This is a genomic window from Longispora urticae (genome assembly GCF_053902585.1).
In genome coordinates this window covers 15920-38894 of record NZ_JAQZSH010000035.1, presented here as the reverse complement: position 1 = coordinate 38894, position 22975 = coordinate 15920, and the positions used below count along the sequence as shown (strand labels likewise).

The 22975-nt window shown below is 72.0% G+C and carries 22 protein-coding genes; 17 read left to right on the top strand and 5 right to left on the bottom strand.

Going from position 1 to position 22975, the window contains the following annotated elements; genetic code table 11:
* The first annotated feature begins 10 nt into the window (after positions 1–10).
* On the top strand, positions 11–1096 hold the full coding sequence (locus PT931_RS22705) for a mannose-1-phosphate guanylyltransferase (protein ID WP_456247777.1): 1086 nt from the start codon (positions 11–13) through the stop codon (positions 1094–1096).
* Between the two features lie 122 nt (positions 1097–1218).
* Here PT931_RS22705 and PT931_RS22700 read toward each other — a convergent pair whose 3' ends face one another.
* From PT931_RS22700 to cofD, 4 genes are all read right to left on the bottom strand, one after another.
* Positions 1219–1569, bottom strand: coding sequence for a hypothetical protein (locus PT931_RS22700; RefSeq protein ID WP_456247776.1), 351 nt, complete (start codon positions 1567–1569; stop codon positions 1219–1221).
* A 272-nt stretch (positions 1570–1841) separates the two neighbouring features.
* Positions 1842–2354 carry an NUDIX hydrolase gene (locus PT931_RS22695; RefSeq protein ID WP_456247775.1) on the bottom strand — a complete coding sequence of 171 codons (513 nt, stop codon included), beginning with the start codon at positions 2352–2354 and terminating at the stop codon, positions 1842–1844.
* 74 nt (positions 2355–2428) lie between these two features.
* On the bottom strand, positions 2429–3841 hold the full coding sequence (locus tag PT931_RS22690; protein ID WP_456247774.1) for a coenzyme F420-0:L-glutamate ligase: 1413 nt from the start codon (positions 3839–3841) through the stop codon (positions 2429–2431).
* A complete protein-coding gene (gene cofD, locus PT931_RS22685) occupies positions 3835–4743 on the bottom strand; it encodes a 2-phospho-L-lactate transferase (RefSeq protein ID WP_456247773.1) in 909 nt (302 codons plus the stop codon). Before cofD ends, PT931_RS22690 begins: the two co-directional genes overlap by 7 nt.
* Before the next feature lie 155 nt (positions 4744–4898).
* Here cofD and PT931_RS22680 point away from each other — a divergent pair, with 155 nt between their 5' ends.
* From PT931_RS22680 to PT931_RS22670, 3 genes are all read left to right on the top strand, one after another.
* Entirely contained in the window at positions 4899–6008 is a 1110-nt protein-coding gene (locus PT931_RS22680) for a hypothetical protein (RefSeq protein WP_456247772.1), read from the top strand.
* Positions 6009–6094: 86 nt separating this feature from the next.
* Positions 6095–8686, top strand: coding sequence for a bifunctional FO biosynthesis protein CofGH (locus PT931_RS22675; RefSeq protein WP_456248187.1), 2592 nt, complete (start codon positions 6095–6097; stop codon positions 8684–8686).
* Positions 8687–8953: 267 nt separating this feature from the next.
* Positions 8954–9211 (top strand): WhiB family transcriptional regulator, encoded by a 258-nt coding sequence (locus PT931_RS22670; RefSeq protein WP_197006922.1) that lies wholly within the window; start codon positions 8954–8956, stop codon positions 9209–9211.
* A 47-nt stretch (positions 9212–9258) separates the two neighbouring features.
* Here PT931_RS22670 and PT931_RS22665 read toward each other — a convergent pair whose 3' ends face one another.
* The gene (locus PT931_RS22665) at positions 9259–9624 is read right to left on the bottom strand and encodes a metallopeptidase family protein (RefSeq protein ID WP_233472728.1); all 366 of its coding nucleotides are present in this window, start codon (positions 9622–9624) and stop codon (positions 9259–9261) included.
* Positions 9625–9812: 188 nt separating this feature from the next.
* Here PT931_RS22665 and PT931_RS22660 point away from each other — a divergent pair, with 188 nt between their 5' ends.
* The 13 genes from PT931_RS22660 (at position 9813) to efeB (ending at position 22920) form a co-directional block, all read left to right on the top strand.
* Entirely contained in the window at positions 9813–10178 is a 366-nt protein-coding gene (locus PT931_RS22660) for a DUF3499 domain-containing protein (RefSeq protein WP_412541718.1), read from the top strand.
* Between the two features lie 35 nt (positions 10179–10213).
* Entirely contained in the window at positions 10214–10864 is a 651-nt protein-coding gene (locus PT931_RS22655; protein WP_456247771.1) for a GNAT family N-acetyltransferase, read from the top strand.
* Positions 10865–10994: 130 nt separating this feature from the next.
* Positions 10995–12389: an aldehyde dehydrogenase family protein gene (locus tag PT931_RS22650; protein ID WP_456247770.1), complete on the top strand. Its 1395-nt coding sequence runs from the start codon at positions 10995–10997 to the stop codon at positions 12387–12389.
* Between the two features lie 96 nt (positions 12390–12485).
* Positions 12486–13853 (top strand): phosphomannomutase/phosphoglucomutase, encoded by a 1368-nt coding sequence (locus tag PT931_RS22645; RefSeq protein ID WP_456247769.1) that lies wholly within the window; start codon positions 12486–12488, stop codon positions 13851–13853.
* 20 nt (positions 13854–13873) lie between these two features.
* Positions 13874–14059, top strand: coding sequence for a Trm112 family protein (locus PT931_RS22640; protein ID WP_363731095.1), 186 nt, complete (start codon positions 13874–13876; stop codon positions 14057–14059).
* Complete coding sequence (locus PT931_RS22635) at positions 14056–15249, top strand: SIS domain-containing protein (RefSeq protein WP_363731097.1); 1194 nt, start codon at positions 14056–14058, stop codon at positions 15247–15249. The genes PT931_RS22640 and PT931_RS22635 overlap by 4 nt, the downstream gene beginning before the upstream one ends.
* Entirely contained in the window at positions 15246–16166 is a 921-nt protein-coding gene (locus tag PT931_RS22630; RefSeq protein ID WP_456247768.1) for a cation diffusion facilitator family transporter, read from the top strand. Before PT931_RS22635 ends, PT931_RS22630 begins: the two co-directional genes overlap by 4 nt.
* Positions 16166–17254 carry a mannose-6-phosphate isomerase, class I gene (gene manA, locus PT931_RS22625; RefSeq protein WP_456247767.1) on the top strand — a complete coding sequence of 363 codons (1089 nt, stop codon included), beginning with the start codon at positions 16166–16168 and terminating at the stop codon, positions 17252–17254. The genes PT931_RS22630 and manA overlap by 1 nt, the downstream gene beginning before the upstream one ends.
* 254 nt (positions 17255–17508) lie before the next feature.
* On the top strand, positions 17509–18045 hold the full coding sequence (locus PT931_RS22620; RefSeq protein WP_412541727.1) for an NUDIX domain-containing protein: 537 nt from the start codon (positions 17509–17511) through the stop codon (positions 18043–18045).
* Between the two features lie 41 nt (positions 18046–18086).
* A complete protein-coding gene (gene ahcY, locus PT931_RS22615; protein ID WP_456247766.1) occupies positions 18087–19532 on the top strand; it encodes an adenosylhomocysteinase in 1446 nt (481 codons plus the stop codon).
* 158 nt (positions 19533–19690) lie between these two features.
* Positions 19691–20533, top strand: a complete 843-nt coding sequence (gene efeU, locus PT931_RS22610) for an iron uptake transporter permease EfeU (RefSeq protein WP_456247765.1) — start codon at positions 19691–19693, stop codon at positions 20531–20533.
* A complete protein-coding gene (gene efeO / locus PT931_RS22605) occupies positions 20530–21666 on the top strand; it encodes an iron uptake system protein EfeO (protein ID WP_456247764.1) in 1137 nt (378 codons plus the stop codon). Before efeU ends, efeO begins: the two co-directional genes overlap by 4 nt.
* Positions 21667–21681: 15 nt before the next feature.
* Positions 21682–22920, top strand: coding sequence for an iron uptake transporter deferrochelatase/peroxidase subunit (gene efeB / locus PT931_RS22600; protein ID WP_456247763.1), 1239 nt, complete (start codon positions 21682–21684; stop codon positions 22918–22920).
* Positions 22921–22975 lie beyond the last annotated feature (55 nt).

The following is a 22975-nucleotide window of genomic DNA, read 5'->3' as shown; positions in this document are numbered from 1 at the left end:
TAATGCACCAATGCTGTACTCGGTCATTCCCGCTGGCGGCAGCGGCACCCGGCTCTGGCCGCTGTCCCGCGCCGGTCACCCGAAGTTCCTGCACCCGCTGACCGGCTCCGACCGGTCGCTCCTGCAGGCCACGGTCGAACGCCTGGCGCCGCTGTCCCCTGGCGACCGGGTCTACGTGGTGACGGGCGTCTCGCACGCCGTCGCCGTGTCCCGGCAGCTCCCCGACATCCCCGAGGCGAACATCCTCGTGGAGCCCTCGCCGCGCGACTCGTGCGCGGCGATCGGCCTCGCGGCGGCCGTGATCGCCGGGCGCGACCCGGGCGCGATCATGGGCGTGTTCTCCGCCGACCACCTGATCGGCGACGAGCCCCGCTTCGTCGAGGTGATCCGCGAGGCGATGGCCGCGGCCTCCGCCGGGTACCTGGCGACGCTCGGCATCACCCCCACCCGGCCCGAGACCGGCTTCGGCTACCTCAAACTCGGCGCGCCGGTGCACGGCGCCGCGCGGCAGGTCGAGGAGTTCAAGGAGAAGCCGGCCCACGAGCTGGCGGTGCAGTACACGGACTCCGGCGAGTACCTGTGGAACGCCGGCATGTTCGTCTTCCAGGTCGAGACGTTCCTCGCCGAGCTCGCCCGGCAGAAGCCCGAGCTGCACGCGGGCGTCGTGGCCATCGCCGCGGCCTGGGACACCGACGACCGGGACACCGTCCTCGCGGACCGGTGGCCCGGCCTGGAGAAGATCTCCATCGACTACGCGGTGATGGAGGGCGCGGCCGCCGCCGGCCGGGTCGTCACCGTCCCGGGCGACTTCCCGTGGAGCGACGTCGGCGACTTCCACGCCCTCGGCGAGTCGCTGCCCGCCGACGAGGCCGGCAACCTGATCCTCGGCGGGGAGAACGCCACCGTCCTCACCCGCGACGTCAAGGACTCGGTGATCGTCTCCGGCTCCGGGCGGGTCGTGGCGGCGATCGGGGTGGACAACCTGGTCATCGTCGACACCCCCGACGCCCTGATGGTGGTACCGCGCGGGCGGGCGCAGGAGGTCAAGCAGATCGTGGACGAGCTGAAGGCGCGGGGCGAGGACCGGTACGTCTGACGGGTGCCCTGGGCTGACCCGGGCCGGGCTGTCGCTCGGCCGGGTGGCTCGTTCGGCTCGCGCTGCCGGGCGGTCGGCCCGGAGCTGGTGGGCCGCGCAGGGCGGGTGCGCGGCCGGGGGGCTCAGCTCAGGCGCCAGATCCGCCAGTCGCCGGACTCGTCGACCTGGAGCTGGTAGCCGTACGCCGGGTCCAGCGGGAGCGGGCCGTCGCGGGTCGGCAGGGCCGCCAGCGGCCGGTCGTCGTCCACCAGGCGGTAGGTGTGGCCGAACTCCGTCCACACCCCGCCCGAGACGGTCCAGGTGTCGCCGTCGTGGATGACGCCGTACGCGTCGCCGGGGGTCATCCAGTAGCAGTACATGCCGTCGCCGTCGTCGGCTCCGTCGTCGTGCAGCTGGTACCCGACGACCCGGGCCAGGCCCTCGGCCGAACTCGTGTCGAGGGTGCCGAGGATCGTCGCGGTGTGCGGGGTCATGCTGCGCCTCCCAGGAAAGCTCCAGTGGTCCGGATTCGCGTCCAGCCCGACGGGGGATGGGCCCCCGCCGGGTGGATGCGTTCTCTCCTGGTGAGACTTCGGGCGTGTCCGGGCGTGACGCGACTTTTCGCCGCGCTGTGCCCACACGTTCCGCGCGCGGCCGGCACCGGCTCCTCATGGCTCCGCCGTGAGCATCGGGCCGTCACGGGTTGCACTGATCCGGTCGCGGGGCGCAACTGTGGCCGTCGTGTGCGGGCGGCGTCGTGTAGTGCTCAGGCGCGGCGGACGGCCGCCAGGGCCGGGGCGATCAGGCACTCCGTCGCGTCGGCCAGCGGGGACGGCAGCGCGTCCACCGGGAACCAGCCCAGCTCGTCGGACTCCTCGCTCACCGTGAACACCGCGCCCTCGGGGGCCACCGCCACGTAGCGCACGTCGTGGTGCGCCGAGCCGCCGCCGCACGCCACCGGGTGCACGTCGAAGTGGATCGGCTCCGGGTGCAGTACCAGGTCGGCGATGCCGCTCTCCTCGACGGCCTCCCGCAGGGCCGCGTCCGCGAGGGAGGCGTCGCCCGGTTCGAGGTGCCCGCCGAGCTGTACCCATCTGCTGAATTTGGGGTGCAGGGTGAGGAGCACCTCGGCGTGGTCGTGCGAGAGGACCAGGGTCGAGGCGGTGACGTGGCCGGGGAGGTGCGCGCGGGTGAGCGCGACGGGGCCGGCGACGAGGAGGTCGGCGGTGCGGGGGACGTCGCGGAAGACGCGGACGGCGTCGTCGTACAGCGGGTTCATCGGGCCTGTCCGTGGATCGGAGGAGCGGTGGGCGGGTGACGACAGGGTCGGCGGGAACCCGGGGCGGGCGGCGGTCACCGGGTGACCAGGTAGTCGGACGGGTCCCGGGGCGGGCGGGGGCCCGGCGGGTCCAGGGGGTAGCCGATCGCCACCGCGCCCATCGGCTGCCAGTCGGCCGGCAGGTCGAGGGTCGCGCGCACCACGTCGGGACAGAACATCGTGGACGACACCCAGCAGGAGCCGAGGCCGTACGTCCCGAGGCTGACCAGCAGGTTCTGCACCCCGGCACCCATGGCGACGTGGAACATGGTCCGCTCGGCGTCGGAACGGCGCGCGTCGGGGTAGGGGTGCGCGGCGTCGGCGACCAGGCAGGGCACGACGAGCTCGGGGGCGGCGCGCAGCAGGTCACCCCGGCGCAGGCGGCGCTCGATCTGCTCCGCGGTGAACCCGTCCCCGCGCAGGTCGGCGGCCCACGCGTCGCGCATCGCGTCGAGCAGGGCGGTCCGGGCCGCGCGGACGTGCACGAACCGCCACGGCACGCTGTGGTGCGGGGCCGGCGCGGTCAGCGCGTCCGCCACCGCCGCCCGGATCAGCTCGTCGGGGACCGGCTCCTTGTCGAAGGCCCGCGTGGAGCGCCGCCCGGACACGGCCGTCCGCCGCGCTTCGGCGGTCCCGAGGCTGAACAGGTCGGACGCGGCATCCCGGACCAGCGTCTCCGCCACCCCGGGCCCGTCCGCGAGGCCGGACCCTCCGGGCTGTCGCGAAGCCCCGTCGTCGGGCCCACCCGAACCGTCGGCCGGGCGGCCGGTCGGGACGAGGCCGCGGACCACGGCGACGGGTACCTGGTCGATCTTGCCCTTGACCAGCTCACCGGCCGCCGCCAGCTCGTCCACCACGGCCATCCGCGTGACGAACAGGTCGTTGCCGTACGCGTCCGTCTCGCCCCGGTGGTCGCGCAGCGGGTGCACGCCGGCCGCGCCGATCGCGAAGTCGACCAGCCCGTCCCGCCACGGCCGGCCCATGGTGTCCGTGACGACCACGCCGACGTCGAGTCCCCGGTCCGCGAGGGCCGCCCGGAGCGCGCGGGCCGAGGCGTCGGGGTCGACCGGCAACAGCACCATCCGGGTCGGGTCGACGTTGGACTCGTCGATACCGGCGTTGTTCATGACGTACCCGTGATGCGTCTGGACGATCTTGACCTTGCCCCGGACGGCCACCGTGCGCGCGGTCTCGGCGGCCAGGATCGCGGCCTTGGCCTCCTCGCGGGCCGGGCCCTCGGCGGGCACGTCGACCAGCCGACCCTCCGCCTTCGACACGATCTTGCTGGTCACGATGAGGATGTCGCCGTCGGCCAGCCAGGGGGCGGCCCCCGCGATCAGCGCCGCGAGGTCGTCGCCGGGGGCCACGTCGCCGATCCCGGCCACCGGGAGAACGGTCAGCACCCCCTGCCGGGGCGCGGCGGGCCCGGCCGGATCCTGGCTCAACATGCCAGCGCCGCCTCGACCATCGCGACCGTCGCGGCCTCGTCCGTCATCCACAGCGGCGTCCGCACCACCTCGACCCCGTCGATGACCGCCGTGTCCGCGCTGTCGACCAGCCAGCCGGTGAGGAAGTCCGCGTAGAGCGCGCCGACGGCCTCGGCGGTCACCGGCACCCCGAGCACCGCCAGGCACCGGTCGGCCATGCCCCGGACCGGCGCGCCGCCGATGATCGGGGAGATGCCGACGACCCGGCGCCCGACCAGCGCGGCCCGGAGCCCCGGAACCGCCAGAATCGGGGCGATCGAGACGACCGGGTTGGAAGGTGCGACCAGGATCACATCTGCATTTTCCAGTGCTTCCAGGACGCCTGGCGCGGGGGTGGACTCGGCCGCGCCCAGGAAGACGAAGGTCTCCGTGGGGATGTCCGCGCGGTACCGGATCCACCACTCCTGGAAGTGCACGGCCCCCTGGTCGGTGACCGCGTGCGTCTCCAGCTTGTGGTCGGTCGCCGGCAGCACGGTGATGCCCGGCTGCCAGCGTTCGCACAGGTTGAGGGTGATCTGGGACAGCGGGAGGCCGGCCGACAGCTGCCGGGTCCGGACCAGGTGGGTGGCGATGTCCTTGTCGCCGAGCCCGAACCAGGTCGGCTCGGCCCCGTACCGGGCCAGCTCCTCCTTCACCGTCCAGCTCTCGCCGGCCCGACCCCAACCCCGCTCCGTGTCGGAGCCGCCACCCAACGTGTACATGATGGAGTCGAGGTCCGGGCAGATCCGCAGTCCGTGCAGGGTCACGTCGTCGCCCACGTTGACGATCGCGGTGACCTCGGCGTCGTGGGCGCGGGCCCAGGCCCGTACCCCGAGGAGGAACCGCGCGCCGCCGATGCCACCGGCCAGTACCGCAATACGCATCCGAGCATCCTCGCATCGGGTACCCGCCGGGTGGCGCGAGCCCACTAGGGTGCGGCTGAAACTCCCACGGACGGGGTAGGAAACGGGAGTGCGCATCGGTTCGTGCCGACCCGTACGGACTATGGTGATCGGCAACAAAGCTTCAAGGAGGCGCTGTGTCCACCCCGACAAAGGCCGATGAGAAGTCGGCGGCCGACTTCACCACGCCCTACCGGCCCCTGGCTGCCCTCGCGCTGGTCGCGGTGGCCGGCCTGCTGCTCGTCATCAACGTGTTCCAACTCCTACTGGTCACGGAGAACTGGGCCGAGGGCTTCACGTCCCGGGCCAACGCGAACTTCAGCGGCTTCGTCGGCCTCCAGGCCGCGATCCTCCCGCTGCTCGCGGTGCTGATCGTCACCCACATCAAGCCGGTCGCCCAGAACGCGAAGACGATCACGCTGATCGCCCTCGTGGAGTACGGGGTCGGGGCGCTCTTCGGCCTGATCACGCTCATCGCCGGCACGCTGTCGAAGTTCGACTCGGTCGAGGTCTCCAGCGGCTCGTACAGCACGCTCGACGTCGTCTACGACATCTTCGTCGACATCGGCACGTTCGCGCTCTTCGGCCTGGCGGCGTTCCTGGTGTTCCGGGTGTTCGCCGGCGTCTACGTCACCCCCCGGCCGCCGAAGCCGGTCGCCCAGCCGTACCCGGCCCCCCAGCAGGGCTACCCCCAGCAGGGTTACCAGCCCCAGCAGGGCGGCCAGCCGCAGCCCGGCTACGGCCAGCCGCAGCAGCAGGGCTACCCGGCCCAGCAGTCGCAGCAGCAGTACGGGCAGCCGGCGTACGGCCAGCAGCAGCAGCCCTACGGCCAGCCCGGGTACGCGCAGGGTGCCGCCCCCGCGTCGGCCCCGCCGGCGTACGGGCAGCAGCCGCAGTACGGTCAGCCGGCCACGCCGCCGTACGGCCAGCAGCCGCAGTACGGTCAGCAGCCGCAGCAGCAGTACGGGGAGCAGACCCAGGTCGTCGGTCAGCAGCCGCCGCAGGCGCAGACCTCCACGCCGCCCGCCAGCTCGCCGTTCCCGAGCTACGCGGCCCCGACGTCGGCCCCGCCGGCCCAGCCCGCCCAGAGCCCGCAGCAGGGCTCTGACCGGACCTGGCCGCCGACCAACGCGCCGGGCCAGCCCGCCGCGCCGACGGTTCCGCCCGGTGGGGTGTTCCCGGCCCAGGAAGAGGCCCAGCGCACCCAGCTGATCCAGCCGGGCCAGATCCCGCCAGCTCAGCAGTAGTAACGATCCCGAAGGAGGGGCCCCGCCACTGGCGGGGCCCTTTCCCATTCCCTACTTCGGAGTAGGGTGGCCGGGTGAATGACGGGATGCGCAGAGCCCTGCGGCGGGCCCGGGACGGCCGGACCGTGGACCGGGCCGAGGCGGCGGTGCTGCTCGGCGCGCGCGGCGAGGCCCTCGACGAGCTGATCGCCGTGGCCGGCGCGGTGCGGGACGCGGGACTGCTGGAGGCCGGGCGGCCGGGCGTGGTCACGTACTCGAAAAAGGTCTTCATTCCCCTCACCCGGCTCTGTCGGGACCGCTGCCACTACTGCACCTTCGCGACCGTCCCGCACCGCCTGGAGTCCCTCTTCCTGGAGAAGGACGAGGTGCTGGCCATCGCCCGGCAGGGCGCGGCGCTGGGCTGCAAGGAAGCGCTGTTCACCCTGGGCGACGCCCCGGAGGACCGCTGGCCGCAGGCCAAGACGTGGCTGGACGAGCGCGGCTACGACTCCACCCTCGACTATGTCCGGGCGTGCGCGATCGCCGTCCTGGAGGAGACCGGGCTCCTCCCGCACCTCAATCCGGGGGTACTGACCTGGGCCGACCTCCAGCGCCTCAAGCCCGTCGCGCCGAGCATGGGCATGATGCTGGAGACCACGGCGACCCGGCTGTGGTCGGAGCCCGGCGGCCCGCACTACGGCTCCCCGGACAAGGAGCCCGCGGTCCGGCTGCGGGTGCTGGAGGACGCGGGCCGGGTCGGGGTGCCGTTCACCACGGGCGTGCTGATCGGGATCGGCGAGGACCTGGCCGAGCGGGCCGACGCGCTGTTCGAGATCCGGCGCATCTCTCGGGAGTACGGGCACATCCAGGAGGTCATCGTCCAGAACTTCCGCGCCAAGCCGGACACCGCGATGCGCGCGATGCCGGACGCGGAGCTGGGCGAGCTGGCCGCCACGATCGCCGTCGCCCGCCTGGTGCTCGGCCCGAACGCGCGGATCCAGGCCCCGCCGAACCTGGTGGACGGCGAGTTCGCGCTGCTCCTGCGCGCCGGGATCGACGACTGGGGCGGGGTCTCGCCGCTGACCCCGGATCACGTGAACCCCGAGCGCCCGTGGCCGCACCTGGACGAGTTGGCCGCCCGGTCCCGGGAGGCCGGGTTCACGCTGACGGAACGCCTGACGATCTACCCGCCGTACCTGTCGGGGAGCTGGCTCGACCCCCGGCTGGCCGGGCACGTCGCGGCCCTGGCCGACCCGGAGTCCGGGCTGGCCGACCCGGACGCGCTCCCGGTGGGCCGGACCTGGCAGGAGCCGGACGGCGGCTGGGAGTCCTCGGGGCGCACGGACCTGCACGTGGCCGTCGACACCACGGGCCGCACCGCCGACCGCCGCACGGACTTCGACGAGATCTACGGGGACTGGGCGGCGGTGGGGGCTTCGGCCCGCGAGGGCATGGCGGCCAATGCGGGCGCGGCCCCCGAGGCAGGCACGGTCCCCGCCGCGGGCACCGACGGCGCCGGCACCGTCCCCGCCGCGGGCACCGTCCCCGGGCCCCGGCCCGGCAACGCCCGGATCGGGGCCCCCGCCACCCGCCTGGGCGACCTCAGCGCCGCCCTGGCCCTCGCCGCCACCGACCCCGCCGCCCTCCTGACCCGCGACGACCTGGCCCTCGCCCTGTTCACGGCGGACGGCCCGGCCCTCGACGAGCTGTGCCGCACCGCCGACGCCGTCCGCCGCGACACCGTCGGCGACGACGTCACCTACGTGGTCAACCGCAACATCAACTTCTCGAACGTCTGCTACGTCGGCTGCCGGTTCTGCGCCTTCGCCCAGCGCGAGCGGGACGCCGACGCGTTCCGGCTCAGCGTGGCCGAGGTGGCGGCCCGCGCGGCGGAGGCGGCGGCGGACGGGGCGACCGAGGTCTGCGTCCAGGGCGGTATCGACCCGAAGTTGCCGGTATCGGTCTACGCTGACCTGGTCCGGGGCATCAAGGCCGCGGTACCGGGGATGCACGTGCACGCGTTCAGTCCGATGGAGATCGTGACGGGAGCGTCGAAGGCCGGCGTGCCGGTCCGGGACTGGCTGACCGGGTTGCGGGAGGCCGGGCTGGACACGATCCCGGGTACGGCGGCGGAGATCCTCGACGACGAGGTGCGCTGGGTGCTGACGAAGGGCAAGCTGCCGGCGTCCGCGTGGGTCGACGTGGTTTCGACCGCGCACGAACTGGGCATCAGGAGTTCGTGCACGATGATGTACGGGCATGTCGACCACCCGGGCCACTGGCTCGGGCATTTTCGTGTCCTCGCGGGCATCCAGGACCGCACGGGCGGCTTCACCGAGTTCGTCGCTCTCCCTTTCGTGCACCAGAACGCGCCGCTCTATCTCGCGGGCATCTCCCGACCGGGTCCGACGATGCGCGACAACCGCGCCGTGCACGCGATGGCACGCCTACTCCTGCACGGCCGCATTCCGAACATCCAGACGTCGTGGGTGAAGCTCGGGGACGCCGGAACAGTGGCCATGTTGAATGGCGGCTGCAACGATCTCGGGGGCACGCTGATGGAGGAGACGATCAGTCGGATGGCGGGTTCGGCGCACGGTTCGGCCAGGACGGTTGCCCAGTTGAGAGCGGTCGCGGAGCTCGCCGGACGCCCGGCGCGGCAAAGGACAACTTTTTACGGTTCCCCCGTAACCCCCTGACGACTGTCTCGTTTCCTACAGTGACGCCGGCCCGCCGGTCTGTTCGCCGTGCCCACTGGTGGTTTGCCCCTTTTCTTGGTACCCCGAAGTTGCGCCTATTTATCAGGTTCGGCTTGACGACGCACGCATTACACGCGTGTAATTTCACGGGGGACACACAATCGTGATGCGGGCCAGGCCTGGCAATTAGGATCAACTACACAAAGACCTTCCGCGTGGGGGGTACGCACCGACCGAAACGTCGGCAGCGAGGAAGGGGGCACGCTGATGGAGGACCAAGAGGTTGTCGCAGACCTCCTGGGGGACGCACCGGAGTGGCAGGAGCACGCACTCTGTGCCCAGACCGACCCGGAGGCGTTCTTTCCAGAAAAGGGTGGCTCGACCAGGGAGGCGAAGCGCATCTGTGGGCGCTGCGAGGTCAAGTCCGACTGCTTGGAGTACGCGTTGTCGAAGGACGAACGTTTCGGGATCTGGGGGGGTCTGTCGGAACGGGAGCGCCGGAAGCTGAAGCGTCAGGCCGTCTAGAACACCGGCGGGCGCGCGGGGATGTCCCGGCGCCCGGGACCGTACACCTATGAGAGTTCTTCGGGGTCAATCCCGAGCAGGTTCGCCAACTGCTCGATCACCACGTTGTTGATCAGGTCGGCGAGGTCGTCCCGGTCCACGGCGCGGAACTCGAGCGGGCGGCGGTAGAGGACGATCCGGGGCGGCACGGCCTGTCGCCCCGGGCGGCCCGGCAGCAGGCGCGCCAGCGGCACCTCGCCGTCCTCCAGGACGTCGGTGTCGTACACGTTGAGGTCCGGGGGGACGTCCTCCACGGCGAACTCGACACCGGCCAGCTCGTCGGCCCAGCGCCGCTCCAGCCCCTCGACCGCGTCGAGGATCAGGTCGTCGAAAATGTCCCGCCGGGTCCGGAACAGTGGGACCGAGGCCGGCACCAGCCGACCTCGGAGTCCGCGTCCTCTTCGGTCCCGATGGTGCCGGGGTGCGCGGGGTGTCTCGTTACTCGGCGGGGGACTACTCACGCCGCCCACACTAGCCCTCCGGAGGCCCGGGGCGGCCCCCTGCCGGCGTGTCGTGGGGGTATCGAGATGACGGGAGCCTGAGAGAGGGGTACCGTGCCGCCGTGAGGTCACCACGGCTGTGTTCCCGTAACGGCTGCCGCGTTCAGGCGGTGGCCACGCTGACCTACGTGTACGCCGATTCGACGGCCGTCGTCGGCCCGCTCGCAGGTGCGGCTGAGCCCCATTCGTACGACCTGTGTGAGCAGCACGCCCGGAGCCTCACCGCGCCCCGGGGCTGGGACCTGGTCCGGCACGAGGGCGACTTCGACCTGCCGCCGCCCACCCCCGACGACCTGGTGGCGCTGGCGGACGCGGTGCGCGAGGCCGGCCGCTCCGACCCCACCCCGCCCCGACCGGACCCGCCGCGCGAGGCCGCGGGCCGCGGCGTCGGCAGGCGCGGTCACCTGAGAGTCATCCCGCCGTCCTGAGCCCCGCCACAGTGGAGCGGCGGTAACGTGACCGGATGCGCATCCTCGCCGTCTCCGGCCCGCATCCCCTGCTCGCCGAGTTCCACGCCGACGTCCTGACCCCCTCGTTCCCGCCGTCGGAGCTGGGCCCGCTCGACGAGCTGGACGGCGCGCACGTCCGGCTCGCGCTCGACGACGACGGCCGGGTGCTGGGCGGCGCGGTCGGCGACTGGGACCCGGAGCTGCGGGTGATGCTCCTGGGCTACCTGGCGCTGCGGCCCGGGATCCGGGGCGGCGGGATCGGCGGCGCGCTGCTGGACGACACCCTGGCCGCCTGGCGGACCGAGCACGACCCGTGCCTGGTGCTCGCCGAGGTGGAGGACCCGGCGGCGCACGCGGGCGCGGTCGCCGAGCACGGCGACCCGGCGGCCCGGCTGCGGTTCTACCGCAAGCGCGGCGCGCGGGCCCTGGACATCCCCTACTTCCAGCCGGCCCTGAGCCCCGAGACCGGCCGGGTGCCGGGGCTGTTCCTGATGGTGCTGCACGCGGCGGCGGAGTTCCGGGCGGGGGAGGACGCGGTGACGGCGGCCCCGGTCCGGTCCTTCATGGAGGGCTACTTCCTGGAGACCGAGGGCGTGGTCCCGACCGACCCCGAGGCGCGGGCCCTGTGGGACGCCCTCGCCGGCCCCACGGTCGCGCTCCGCTAGAAAACCGCGGATCAACACCACTTCCTGGTTACGAGTGGGGGTCCGACCCGCCGCGCATCGGCTCGGCCCCGCCCGGTCGGCCCGGGTCACCCGGCGGCGTGGGCCCGCGCGGCCGACTACGGTATGGGGCGTGGACGCTTACTGTTTCGTCGCCGGCACCCGGGAGAGCACCGCCGAGGCCCTGGAGGTGCGCGCCCCGGGCGACGGCCGCCTGGTCGGCGTGGCCGGCGTACCCGACGAGGGCCAGGTCGAACGGGCGGTCAGCGCGGCGGCAGCGGCGGCCGGCGCCTGCGCGGACCTGCCCGCCCACGCCCGGGCGGCGGCGCTGGACCACGTGTCCCGCCGGCTCGCCGAGCGCGCGGCGGAGATCGCGGCCCTGATCAGCGCCGAGAACGGCAAGCCGGTCAAGTGGGCGACCGTCGAGGTGGCCCGGGCGGTGTCCACGTTCCGGTGGGCGGCCGAGGAGGCCCGGCGGTTCGGCGGCGACCTGCAACGCCTCGACACGGACCCGGCGGCGACGGGCCGTGCGGCGCTCGTCCGGCGGTTCCCGCGCGGCCCCGTACTGGGGATCGCGCCGTTCAACTTCCCGCTCAACCTGGTCGCGCACAAGGTCGCCCCGGCGATCGCGGTGGGCGCGCCGATCCTCGTGAAGCCGGCCCCCGGTACCCCTCTGACGGCTCTGCTGCTCGGTGAGCTGCTCGCGGAGACCGACCTGCCGGCCGGGGCGTGGTCGGTGCTGCCGGTGCCGAACGACCGGATGCCGGCCCTGGTCGCCGACCCCCGGCTGCCCGTGGTGAGCTTCACCGGCTCCGGGCCGGTCGGCTGGGGGATCGCCGACGCGGTGCCCCGCAAGCACGTCACCCTCGAACTCGGCGGCAACGCGGCGGCCGTGGTCTGCGCGGACTGGCCCGACCTGGCCCAGGCCGCAAGTCGGGTCGCGCTGTTCGGCAACTACCAGGCCGGCCAGAGCTGCATCGCCGTCCAGCGGGTGTTCGTCGACCACTCCGTGTTCGACACCTTTTGCTCGCTGTTGGTCGACGCCGTCGGCGCCCTGGACTTCGACACCGAGGTCGGCCCCGTGATCAACGACGCGGCGGCCGACCGGATCGAGTCCTGGATCGGCTCCTCCGGCGGCCGGGTGCTCGTCGGCGGCGGGCGGGACGGCCGGCGGGTGCAACCCACCGTGATCGTCGACGCGGACCCGAAGGCCGAGGTGAACAGCGAGGAAATCTTCGGCCCCGTGCTCGTGGTCGCGCCGTTCCAGACGGTGGAGGAGGCGTTCGCGCTGGTCAACGACTCGCAGTACGGGTTGCAGGCCGGGGTGTTCACCCGGGACCTGCCCACGGCGTTCGCGGCGCACCGGGCCCTGGCGGTCGGGGGCGTGATCGTCGGGGACGTGCCCAGTTTCCGGGCCGACCAGATGCCCTACGGCGGGTCGAAGGGCTCCGGGGTGGGCCGGGAAGGGGTGCGCAGCGCGATGGAGGACTACACGGAGCAGCGGGTCCTCGTCCTGGCCGCGTTGTAGGCACCTCAGGCCTTCGGCTGGCGCCTCAGTCCTTCGGATGGTGTCTCGGGTAGGCTGCCCTTTCGGTACTTTCAGCACCCGTTAGGAGCGCAGCCGGTGGCTGACCTGGCCAGCATCGTCAAGGCGTACGACGTCCGGGGCACGGTCCCGGACCAGCTCAACCCGGAGGTGGCCCGCGCGATCGGCGCGGCGTTCGTCCAGGTTCTGTCCGCCGACGGCCCCGTCGAGAGAATCGTCGTCGGGTACGACATGCGCCCGTCGTCGCCCGAGCTGGCCGCCGCGTTCGCCGCCGGGGCCACGGCGCTCGGCGCGGACGTCGTCGACGCGGGCCTGTGCTCGACCGACCAGCTGTACTTCGCCTCCGGTTCGCTGGACATCCCGGGCGTGATGCTGACCGCGAGCCACAACCCGGCGCAGTACAACGGGCTGAAGATGTGCCGCAAGGGCGCCAAGCCGATCGGGCAGGACACCGGCCTGACCGCCATCCGCGACGCCGCCCAGGCGATCCTCGACGGCGCGGACATCGTCCCCGTCGAGCGGCCCGGCGTCGTGGCGAAGCAGGACCTGCTGACTCAGTACGCGGGCTACCTCAACGCCCTGGTCGACCTGTCCGGCAGCCGGCCGCTGAAGGTCGTCGTGGACGCTGGCAACGGCATGGCCGGGCACACCATCCCGGCCGTGTTCGGCAAGGACCTGCCCCTCGACGTCGTCCCGATGTACTTCGAGCTCGACGGCACCTTCCCGAACCACGAGGCCAACCCGTTGGAGCCGGCCAACCTGGTCGACCTGCAGAAGCGGGTCGTCGCGGAGGGTGCCGACATCGGCCTCGCGTTCGACGGCGACGCCGACCGGTGCTTCTTCGTCGACGCGGCCGGCGCCCCGGTGTCCCCGAGCGCGGTCACCGCCCTCGTCGCGGTCCGCGAGCTGGCCAAGGCCCCGGGCGCCACGATCATCCACAACCTGATCACCTCGCGCGCCGTGCCGGAGATCGTGGCCGAGAACGGCGGCGTCCCGGTCCGGACCCGGGTCGGGCACTCCTTCATCAAGGAGGAGATGGCGAAGACGGGTGCCGTGTTCGGCGGCGAACACTCGGCGCACTACTACTTCAAGGACTTCTGGGGCGCCGACACCGGCCTGCTCGCCGCCCTGCACGTGCTCGCCGCGCTCGGCGAGACGGACGCCCCGCTGTCGGAGCTCGGCGCCCGCTACGAGCGCTACGCCGCCTCCGGCGAGATCAACTCCACTGTGGCCGACCAGGCCGCGAAGGTCGCCGAGATCGCCGCGACGTACGCCGAGGCGGAGACCGACACCCTCGACGGCCTGACGGTGTCGCTGCCCGACGGCGCGTGGTTCAACGTCCGGGCCTCGAACACCGAGCCCCTGCTCCGCCTGAACGTCGAGGCCCCCACCGCCGAGCGGATGGCCCAGGTGCGGGACGAGGCTCTCGCAATCATCCGCCGCTGACAAGGAGTCTGAGGAACACCATGGCGCTTGACCCCGCACTGCTCGACATCCTCGCGTGCCCGGACACCCACCACGCCCCGCTGACCCTCGACGAGGCGGCGGCCACCCTGACCTGCACCGAGTGCGGGCTGGTCTTCCCGATCCGGGACGGCATCCCCGTCCTGCTGCTGGACGAGGCCGCCCGCCCGGCCGGTGACGGGCAGTGAACCCGCTCGACGGTTCGGCCGGGGTCAAGGGCCACCGGCACATCGACGAGGCGCTGCTCGACGACGCCGACGGCCTGGCCGCCGCCGACTCCGGCAAGATGCTGCTCGCCGTCGCGGGCGCGGGCGCGCAGCTCCGTGAGGTCGCGGCGCTGGCCAGCGAGATCAACCTGTCCGGGCTCGCCGACGAGGGCCGCCCCCGGGCGGTCGTGATCGCCGGTCTCGGTACGGCCGGGCGGACCGGGGACGTGCTGTCCACCGTCGCCGGGCCGCGCTGCCCCGTGCCGATCATCCAGCACGGCGGCGCACCCGGTTGGCTCAGCGCCAGCGACGTGGTCATCGCGATCTCCGCGTCCGGCCGCAGCCCCGAGGCCCTCGCCGCCGCCGACTCCGCCGCCAAGCGGGGCGCACGGCTGGTCGCCATCGGCGCGCCCGACAGCGAACTGCAGGCGATGGCCGAGCGGGCCCGCGCGCCGTTCATCCCGGTGCCCCGGCGCGGTCCGGCCATGGTCAGCCTCTGGGCCCTGACCGTGCCCGTGCTGCTCGCCGGCCGGGCGCTGGGCCTGGTCCGGATCGCCGAGGCCGACTTCGCCGAGACCGCCGCGCGGCTGGACGCGGAGGCCGAGCGCTGCCGGCCGGCCGCCGAGTCGTTCACCAACCCGGCCAAGTCGCTGGCGTTGGACCTGGCGAACTCCGTACCCATCGTCTGGGGTTCCTCCGCTCTGGCCGCCGCCGGGGCCCGCCGGGTCGCCGACGTGCTCTCCGCCAACGCCCGCTACCCCGCGATGGCGGACTCCCTGATGGAGGCCAACCGGGGCCGGGTCGGCCTGCTCGACGGCGTGTTCGGCGGCCTCGCCGAGGGCCAGCGCGACATCTTCGCCGACCCGTCCGACGAGCCCGACCCGACCCGGCTGCGGATCCTGCTGCTCCGCGACGGCGGCCTCGACACCGAGGACGGCGCGTCGGAGACCCCCGCGATCGACGAGCGCCGGGCGCACGCGGTCGAACGGCTCGCCGAGCGGCGCGGTGTGCGCTGCACGGTGCTGCGCGCCGAGGGCGGCTCGCCCCTGGAGCGGCTGGCGTCGCTGGTCGCCGTCCCCGATTTCGCATCGATCTACCTGGCGCTGGCGCACGGGCTCGACCCGCTGGCCGTCCCCGCCGTGTCGGAAATGAAGGAGCTTTCGGCCACATGAGTTCTGAAGGCGGCACCAAGGCCGTCGTCGCCGCGCTGTTCGCGAACCTGGGTATCGCGGTCACGAAGTTCGTCGCCTACGGACTGACCATGTCCTCCTCGATGCTCGCGGAGGCCATCCACTCGGTGGCCGACTCGGGCAACCAGGTGCTGCTGCTGGTCGGGGGCAAGCGCGCGCAGCGGGCCGCGACCCCCCAACACCCGTTCGGGTACGGCCGGCAGCGCTACATCTACGCGTTCATCGTGTCGATCGTGCTGTTCAGCGTCGGTGGCCTGTTCGCGCTGTACGAGGCGTACCACAAGTTCCACGACCCCCAGCCGATCACGGCGTGGAAGTGGGTGCCGGTCACGGTGCTGGTGGTCGCGATCGTCCTGGAGAGCCTGTCGTTCCGGACGGCGATCCGGGAGTCGCGCGGGCCGAAGGGCAACGCCACCTGGGCGCAGTTCGTCCGCCGGGCCCGGGTGCCGGAGCTGCCGGTCATCCTGCTCGAAGACCTCGCGGCCCTCGTCGGCCTCGTGCTCGCGCTGTTCGGCGTGAGCATGACCCTGATCACCGGGGAGGGGATCTGGGACGCGATCGGTACCGGCCTGATCGGTGTGCTGCTCGTCATCGTGGCGATCGTGCTCGCCATCGAGATGAACAGCCTGCTGATCGGCGAGTCCGCCACCGAGGAGGACCAGGCCCGGATCGTCACGGCGATCACGACCGGTGATGAGGTGGAGCGGGTCATCCACATGAAGACCCTGCACCTGGGGCCGGAGGAGTTGCTGGTCGCGGCGAAGGTCGGGATCCGGCACGACAGCACGGCCGACCAGATCGCCAAGGGCATCAACGCCGTCGAGGCCAGGATCCGGGAGGCCGTCCCGACCGCCAGGGTGATCTACATCGAACCGGACATCTACCACGCGGAGCGGTGATGGAACGCCTGACGGGCGTGATCCGCCCCTACGCCTGGGGCTCCCGGCACGCGCTGGCCACCCTCCAGGGCCGGCCGGTGCCGAGTGAGGGGCCCGAGGCGGAGTTCTGGCTCGGGGCGCATCCGGGGGACCCGTCGGCGTTGGACCGGGGCCGGCTCGACGAGCTGATCGCGGCGGACCCGGTCGGGGTGCTGGGGGAGGAGTCGGCGGCCGAGTTCGGCCCCCGGCTGCCGTTCCTGTTCAAGGTGCTGGCGGCCGAGGAGCCGTTGTCGTTGCAGGCGCACCCGGACGCCGCGCACGCCGCGGCCCGGTACGCCGAGGGCAACGTCAACTATGTGGACGACCAGCACAAGCCCGAGATCCTGGTGGCGCTGGCCCCGTTCGAGACGCTGTGCGGCTTCCGGGAGCCGGGCGTGACCGCCGACCTGCTCGCGGGGGTGCCCGCCCTGGCGAAGGCCGTGGAGCTGCTCCGGGCCGGGGACCTGCGCGGGGCGGTGGAGTTCCTGCTGACCTCCCCGCCGGGGCTGGTCGCCGAGGTGCTGGCCGGCGGGCTGCCGGCGGAGCAGCGGGCGTTGGTGGGGCACCTGGCGGACCGGTACCCGGGGGATCTGGGCGCGCTGGTCGCCCTGCTGCTCAACCACGTGGTGCTGGAGCCCGGCCAGGCGATCTTCATGCCGGCGGGGAACCTGCACGCCTACATCCGGGGGATGGGCGTGGAGCTGATGGCCGCGAGCGACAACGTGCTGCGCGGCGGGCTGACCCCGAAGCGGGTGGACGTGCCGGAGCTGCTGGACGTGCTGCGTTTCGAGGCGCTGGCCGATCCGGTGGTCCGCTCGGTGCCGGTGTCGCCGGGGCTCGAGGCGTGGCCGGTGCCGGTCCGCGAGTTCGCGCTGTACAGGGCGACGGTGTCCGACACGCCGGTGGAGCTCGACGCGCCGGGGCCGCGAATTATTTTGTGCACCTCCGGACGGGTCACCGCGAACGGGCTCGAACTGGCCCGGGGCGAGGCCGGTTTCGCGACCGCGACCGAGGGTCCGATTGTCATGACCGGTCATGGTGAGGCATACCTCGCGGCAGTCGCTCGATAGGGCTTTTTTGCCCATGACAAGAGTGTTATTTCCGGATTGCGCTTGACCTCACCTCACCCGTGTGTGACGATCGAAATACGCAACGTCACGACTGAGGGGTTCGCGACGTGCGGGGAATGCAAACCGGGGGGAAGTGGGGGACGGCCACCAAGCGGCGGCCGTTCCGCACGTTGTGCGCCCGATCAGTGACGCAGATGACAGGGCGCACGGGTGTGCGAAGGCGGAAACGCCCCTCAGCGAGCTACGGTCTACCAGTGCGTGATGGCTTCTGGATCGAGCCCGGTGTCCCCCTGCCCGACCTGAGGCAGGGCACCACCCGGCCTCTGCTCGTCGGCGTCGTGGCGATCTCCGCAGGGAGAGCGTTCCTACAGCGCAGACTCGGCGACCACCCCGCGTTCCCCGGCGCTCTGGACGTGATCACGGGCTTCCCGCACCCCGGCGAGTCCATGGTCGGCGCCATCGCCCGGCTCGTCGCCGAGGAGACCGGCTGGCAGATCCGCCGGGTCGTGTCCTGCGCGGGCTTCACCACGTGGCGTACCCCGGCGGGCGAGCTCGTCGAGACGGAGTACGCGGTGGAGGTCGCCGGCGCCCTCCGCCAGCCGAAGTCGGACTGGCCGGTCCGCGACTACTTCACCTGGGCCGGATGTGACGAACTCGACGTCTTCGCCGGACTGGGCGATCGTGGGGCATATCTGCGCAGCGTCGCCGACCGCGCGTTGCGTGACGTGGCCAACGCCCCGGACCGCCCTATCCCGTTTCCCGGGGATCCCCTCCACAACAGCTACCGCTAGTGTTGATGGCTGATGCGTAGCCGCGCGATGAAAGGGAATCCATGACGCTCGCCTCCGGGGACTACAAGGTCGCCGATCTGAAGCTCGCAGCCTTCGGCCGCAAGGAAATCCAGCTCGCCGAGCACGAGATGCCGGGCCTGATGGCGATCCGCGAGGAATTCGCCGCCACCCAGCCGCTCGCCGGCGCCCGGATCGCCGGGTCGCTGCACATGACGATCCAGACCGCGGTGCTGATCGAGACCCTGACCGCCCTCGGCGCGGACGTCCGCTGGGTCAGCTGCAACATCTTCTCGACCCAGGACCACGCGGCCGCGGCGATCGTCGTCGGCCCGAACGGCACGGTCGACGCCCCCGCCGGCGTCCCGGTCTTCGCCTGGAAGGGCGAGACCCTGGAGGAGTACTGGTGGTGCACGGAGCAGCTCTTCAACTTCGCTGACGGCCAGGGCCCGAACATGATCCTGGACGACGGCGGCGACGCCACCCTCCTCGTGCACAAGGGTCGCGAGTTCGAGCTGGCCGGCGCCGTGCCGGCGACCACGGACGCCGACTCCGAGGAGTACACGGTCATCCTCGACACCCTGCGCCGCTCGCTCGCCGAGAGCCCGGACCGGTGGACGAAGATCGCCGCCGGCATCAAGGGCGTCACCGAGGAGACCACGACCGGCGTGCACCGCCTGTACGAGATGCAGCGGAACGGCGAGCTGCTCTTCCCGGCGATCAACGTCAACGACGCGGTCACCAAGTCGAAGTTCGACAACAAGTACGGCTGCCGGCATTCGCTGATCGACGGCATCAACCGCGCCACCGACGTGCTGATCGGCGGCAAGGTCGCGGTCGTGGCCGGCTACGGCGACGTCGGCAAGGGCTCCGCGGAGTCGCTGCGCGGCCAGGGCGCCCGGGTCATCGTGACCGAGGTCGACCCGATCTGCGCGCTGCAGGCGGCGATGGACGGCTACCAGGTCACCACCCTGGAGGACGTCGTCGCGACCGCCGACATCTTCATCACCACGACCGGCTGCTACGACGTCATCACCGCCGAGCACATGTCGCAGATGAAGCACCAGGCGATCGTCGGCAACATCGGCCACTTCGACAACGAGATCGACATGGCCGGCCTGGCCAAGATCCCGGGCATCGTCAAGGAGGAGGTCAAGCCCCAGGTGCACACCTGGACCTTCCCCGACGGCAAGTCGATCATCGTGCTCTCCGAGGGCCGGCTGCTCAACCTGGGCAACGCCACCGGGCACCCGAGCTTCGTCATGTCCAACTCGTTCAGCGGCCAGACGATGGCGCAGATCGAGCTGTTCACGAAGCTCGACCAGTACCCGATCGGCGTCTACACCCTGTCGAAGGCGCTGGACGAGAAGATCGCCCGGCTGCACCTCGGCGCGCTCGGCGTCAAGCTGACCGAGCTGCGCAAGGACCAGGCCGAGTACCTGGGCGTGCCGGTCGAGGGCCCGTACAAGGCGGACCACTACCGCTACTAGGCATTCGGGTGCCGAAATCGGGCGCCGAATAAGAAGACGGTAAATACCCGAGAGAGCCGCGCCACATCGGCGCGGCTCTCTTTGCCTGCCCTCACGCTGGGCGTTAAGGTGTGCCTGCCCTTAGTAAGGACTGCCTAGCCCACCGTGGAGTCCGCCGCGTGAACGCGATCCTGCCCAGCTTCCTGATCGGCCTCCGCGAGGGGCTGGAAGGCACGCTCGTGGTCAGCATCCTCATCGCGTACCTGGTGAAGGCGAAGCGCTCCGACCGGCTGCCGCACGTGTGGGCCGGGGTGGTCGCGGCCCTGCTGCTGTCGGTCGGCGCGGGCGCGCTCCTGGAGTACACGGGGACGGCGCTCGGCTCGAAGCGCGAACTGTACGAGGCGGTCACCTCCGTCGTCGCCGTCGGCTTCGTCACCTGGATGATCTTCTGGATGCGCCGGACCGCGCGCAGCCTCAAGGGCGAGCTCACCGGCAAACTCGACGAGGCCCTGAAGATGGGTACGTTCGCCGTCGTCGCGATGGCGTTCCTCGCGGTCGTCCGGGAGGGCCTGGAGACCGCGCTGTTCTTCATCGCCGCCGCGCGCGGGGCCGGCGAGCAGGCCGGGCCGCTGATCGGCATCGCCGCCGGGGTCGCGACGTCGGTGGTGCTCGGCGCGCTGCTGTACCGGGCGGCGCTGCGGATCAACCTGACCCGGTTCTTCTTCTGGACCGGGCTCGCGCTCATCTTCGTCGCGGCCGGCATCTTCAAGTACGGCTTCCACGACTTCCAGGAGGCCGGGGTCCTCGGCGGGCTGAACACCTACGCCTTCGACATCACCGGCTGGTACGACCCGACCGCCTGGTACGCGGCCCTGCTCTCCGGGCTGGTCAACTTCACCCCGCAGCCGACGGTCGTGGAGACGGTCGCGTGGCTCGCGTACCTCGTACCCGTGTTGACTGTTTTTCTCTGGCCCGCCCCCGTCGCGGCCCCGTCCACCAAGAACGAAGGAGCACGTCTGTGACGCGCGTCAACCGGATCACCGCACTGGCCGCGGCCAGCCTCGTCGTCGGGGCCGGTCTCGCCGGCTGCTCGTCGGACGACAAGAAGGACGCCAAGGCCGGCGGCCCGATCGCGGTCACCGCCACGGACAAGGAGTGCAAGGTCGCGAAGACCGAACTCGCCTCCGGTACCCACACCTTCGCCATCCAGAACAGCGGCAGCAAGGTCACCGAGTTCTACGTGTACGCCACGGGCGACCGGGTGATCGGCGAGGTCGAGAACATCGCGCCCGGCCTGAAGCGCGAACTGATCGTCGAGCTGGCCGCCGGCAGCTACGAGGCGGCGTGCAAGCCCGGCATGATCGGCTCCGGGGTGCGCAGCACGCTCAAGGTGACCGGCGAGAACAAGCCGCTGACCGACGACGCCGCGCTGGCCGCCGCGACCGCGAGCTACCAGAAGTACATCCAGAGCCAGACCGGCGCGCTGATCACCAAGACCGGCGAGTTCGTCGACGCGGTCAAGGCCGGCGACGCGGAGAAGGCCAAGGCGCTGTTCCCGATCGCCCGGACCTACTGGGAGCGGATCGAGCCCGTCGCGGAGATCTTCGGCGACCTCGACCCGGCGATCGACGGCCGCGAGGACGCGCTGGAGCCCGGCCAGGAGTGGACCGGCTTCCACAAGCTCGAAAAGGACCTCTGGGACACCAAGGACATCTCCAAGTCCGGCCCGGTCGCCGACAAGCTGCTCGCCGACGTGAAGCTGATCGTGGAGAAGGCCAACAGCGAGGTGCTGTCCCCGGTCCAGCTCGCCAACGGCGCGAAGGAGCTCCTCGACGAGGTCGCGACTGGCAAAATCACGGGTGAGGAGGACCGCTACTCGCACACCGACCTGTGGGACTTCGCGGCCAACCTCGAGGGCTCCAAGGCCGCCATCGCGGCGCTGCGCCCGGTGCTCGAGAAGAAGGACGCAGCCCTGGTCAAGACGCTGGACGAGCAGTTCGCCGCCGCCGAGGCCGCGCTGAACAAGCACCGCGACGGCGATGGCTGGAAGTTCCACGACAAGCTGTCCAAGGACGACCTGAAGACGCTCTCCGACGCGATCAACGCGCTCGCGGAGCCGATCAGCAAGGTCGCCGCCGTGGTCGTGAAGAAGTAGTACGGGAGGCCTGCGATGACCAAACGGCGCACGGTACTCGGCGCGGCCAGCCTCGGGATCGCCGGCGTGGCGATCGGCGCGGTGGCCGGTGACATGGCCTCCGACTCGCCGTCGGTAGCCGCGGCCTCCACGTCGGACCCGGTGGCGTTCCACGGCGAGCACCAGGCCGGGATCGTCACCCCGGCCCAGGACCGGCTGCACTTCGCGTCCTTCGACGTGATCACCAAGAAGCGCTCCGACCTGATCGAGCTCATGAAGGACTGGACGAAGGCCGCCCGGCGGATGACCGCCGGGCGCGACGCCGGCCAGTACGGGGCGACCGGCGGGCCCGGCGAGGCTCCGCCGGACGACACCGGCGAGGCCCTCGGGCTGCCCCCGGCCGGGCTCACCCTGACCATCGGGTTCGGCGGCACGCTGTTCCGGACCTCCGACGGGGTCGACCGGTTCGGGCTGGCCGACCGGCGACCGGCCGCGCTCGCGGACATCCCGCGGCTGCCGGGCGACGCGCTCGAAGCCGCCATCTCCGGCGGGGACATCTGCGTGCAGGCCTGCTCGTACGACCCGCAGGTCGCGGTGCACGCCATCCGCAACCTGGCCCGGATCGGGTTCGGCAAGGTCACCATCCGCTGGTCGCAGCTCGGCTTCGGCCGCACGTCGTCCACCAGCACCACGCAGGCCACGCCCCGCAACCTGATGGGCTTCAAGGACGGCACCCGCAACCTCAAGGCCGAGGACGGCAAGGTCCTCGCCGAACAGCTGTGGGTGCAGCCCGGCGACGGTACGGCATGGATGACCGGCGGCAGCTACGTGGTCACCCGCAGGATCCGGATGCACATCGAGACCTGGGACCGCACCTCGCTCGACGAGCAGGAACAGATCATCGGCCGGCACAAGGGCAACGGGGCGCCGCTCGGCAAGCGGGCCGAGTTCGACGAGCCGGACCTGGCCGCCAAGGACATGGCCGAGGACGCGCACGTCCGGCTCGCGCACCCCGACAGTCACGGCGGGGCGCAGCTGCTGCGGCGCGGGTACAACTTCGTGGACGGGTCCGACGGGCTCGGCCGGCTCAACGCGGGGCTGTTCTTCATCGCGTACCAGCGGGACGCGCACAAGCAGTTCGTGCCGGTGCAGCGGTTGCTGGCGCAGAAGGACACGCTGAACGAGTACATCAAGCACACGTCGAGCGCCTTGTTCGCGTGCCCGCCCGGGGTGCGCGACGAGAACGACTACTGGGGTTCCGCGCTGTTCGCGTGACCTGTGGTGTGCGGAGCCGGGGCCCGGGTGGTCCCGGCTCCGGCGTGTCCGGGCC

Coding starts and splice junctions, on each gene's coding strand:
- cofD (WP_456247773.1), bottom strand. CDS start 4,743: ATGCGTATTGCGGTACTGGCCGGTGGCATCGGCGGCGCGCGGTTCCTC.
- PT931_RS22690 (WP_456247774.1), bottom strand. CDS start 3,841: ATGTTGAGCCAGGATCCGGCCGGGCCCGCCGCGCCCCGGCAGGGGGTG.
- manA (WP_456247767.1), top strand. CDS start 16,166: ATGGAACGCCTGACGGGCGTGATCCGCCCCTACGCCTGGGGCTCCCGG.
- PT931_RS22700 (WP_456247776.1), bottom strand. CDS start 1,569: ATGACCCCGCACACCGCGACGATCCTCGGCACCCTCGACACGAGTTCG.
- PT931_RS22655 (WP_456247771.1), top strand. CDS start 10,214: ATGCGCATCCTCGCCGTCTCCGGCCCGCATCCCCTGCTCGCCGAGTTC.
- PT931_RS22670 (WP_197006922.1), top strand. CDS start 8,954: ATGGAGGACCAAGAGGTTGTCGCAGACCTCCTGGGGGACGCACCGGAG.
- PT931_RS22705 (WP_456247777.1), top strand. CDS start 11: ATGCTGTACTCGGTCATTCCCGCTGGCGGCAGCGGCACCCGGCTCTGG.
- PT931_RS22640 (WP_363731095.1), top strand. CDS start 13,874: ATGGCGCTTGACCCCGCACTGCTCGACATCCTCGCGTGCCCGGACACC.
- PT931_RS22695 (WP_456247775.1), bottom strand. CDS start 2,354: ATGAACCCGCTGTACGACGACGCCGTCCGCGTCTTCCGCGACGTCCCC.
- PT931_RS22630 (WP_456247768.1), top strand. CDS start 15,246: ATGAGTTCTGAAGGCGGCACCAAGGCCGTCGTCGCCGCGCTGTTCGCG.
- PT931_RS22675 (WP_456248187.1), top strand. CDS start 6,095: ATGCGCAGAGCCCTGCGGCGGGCCCGGGACGGCCGGACCGTGGACCGG.
- efeB (WP_456247763.1), top strand. CDS start 21,682: ATGACCAAACGGCGCACGGTACTCGGCGCGGCCAGCCTCGGGATCGCC.
- ahcY (WP_456247766.1), top strand. CDS start 18,087: ATGACGCTCGCCTCCGGGGACTACAAGGTCGCCGATCTGAAGCTCGCA.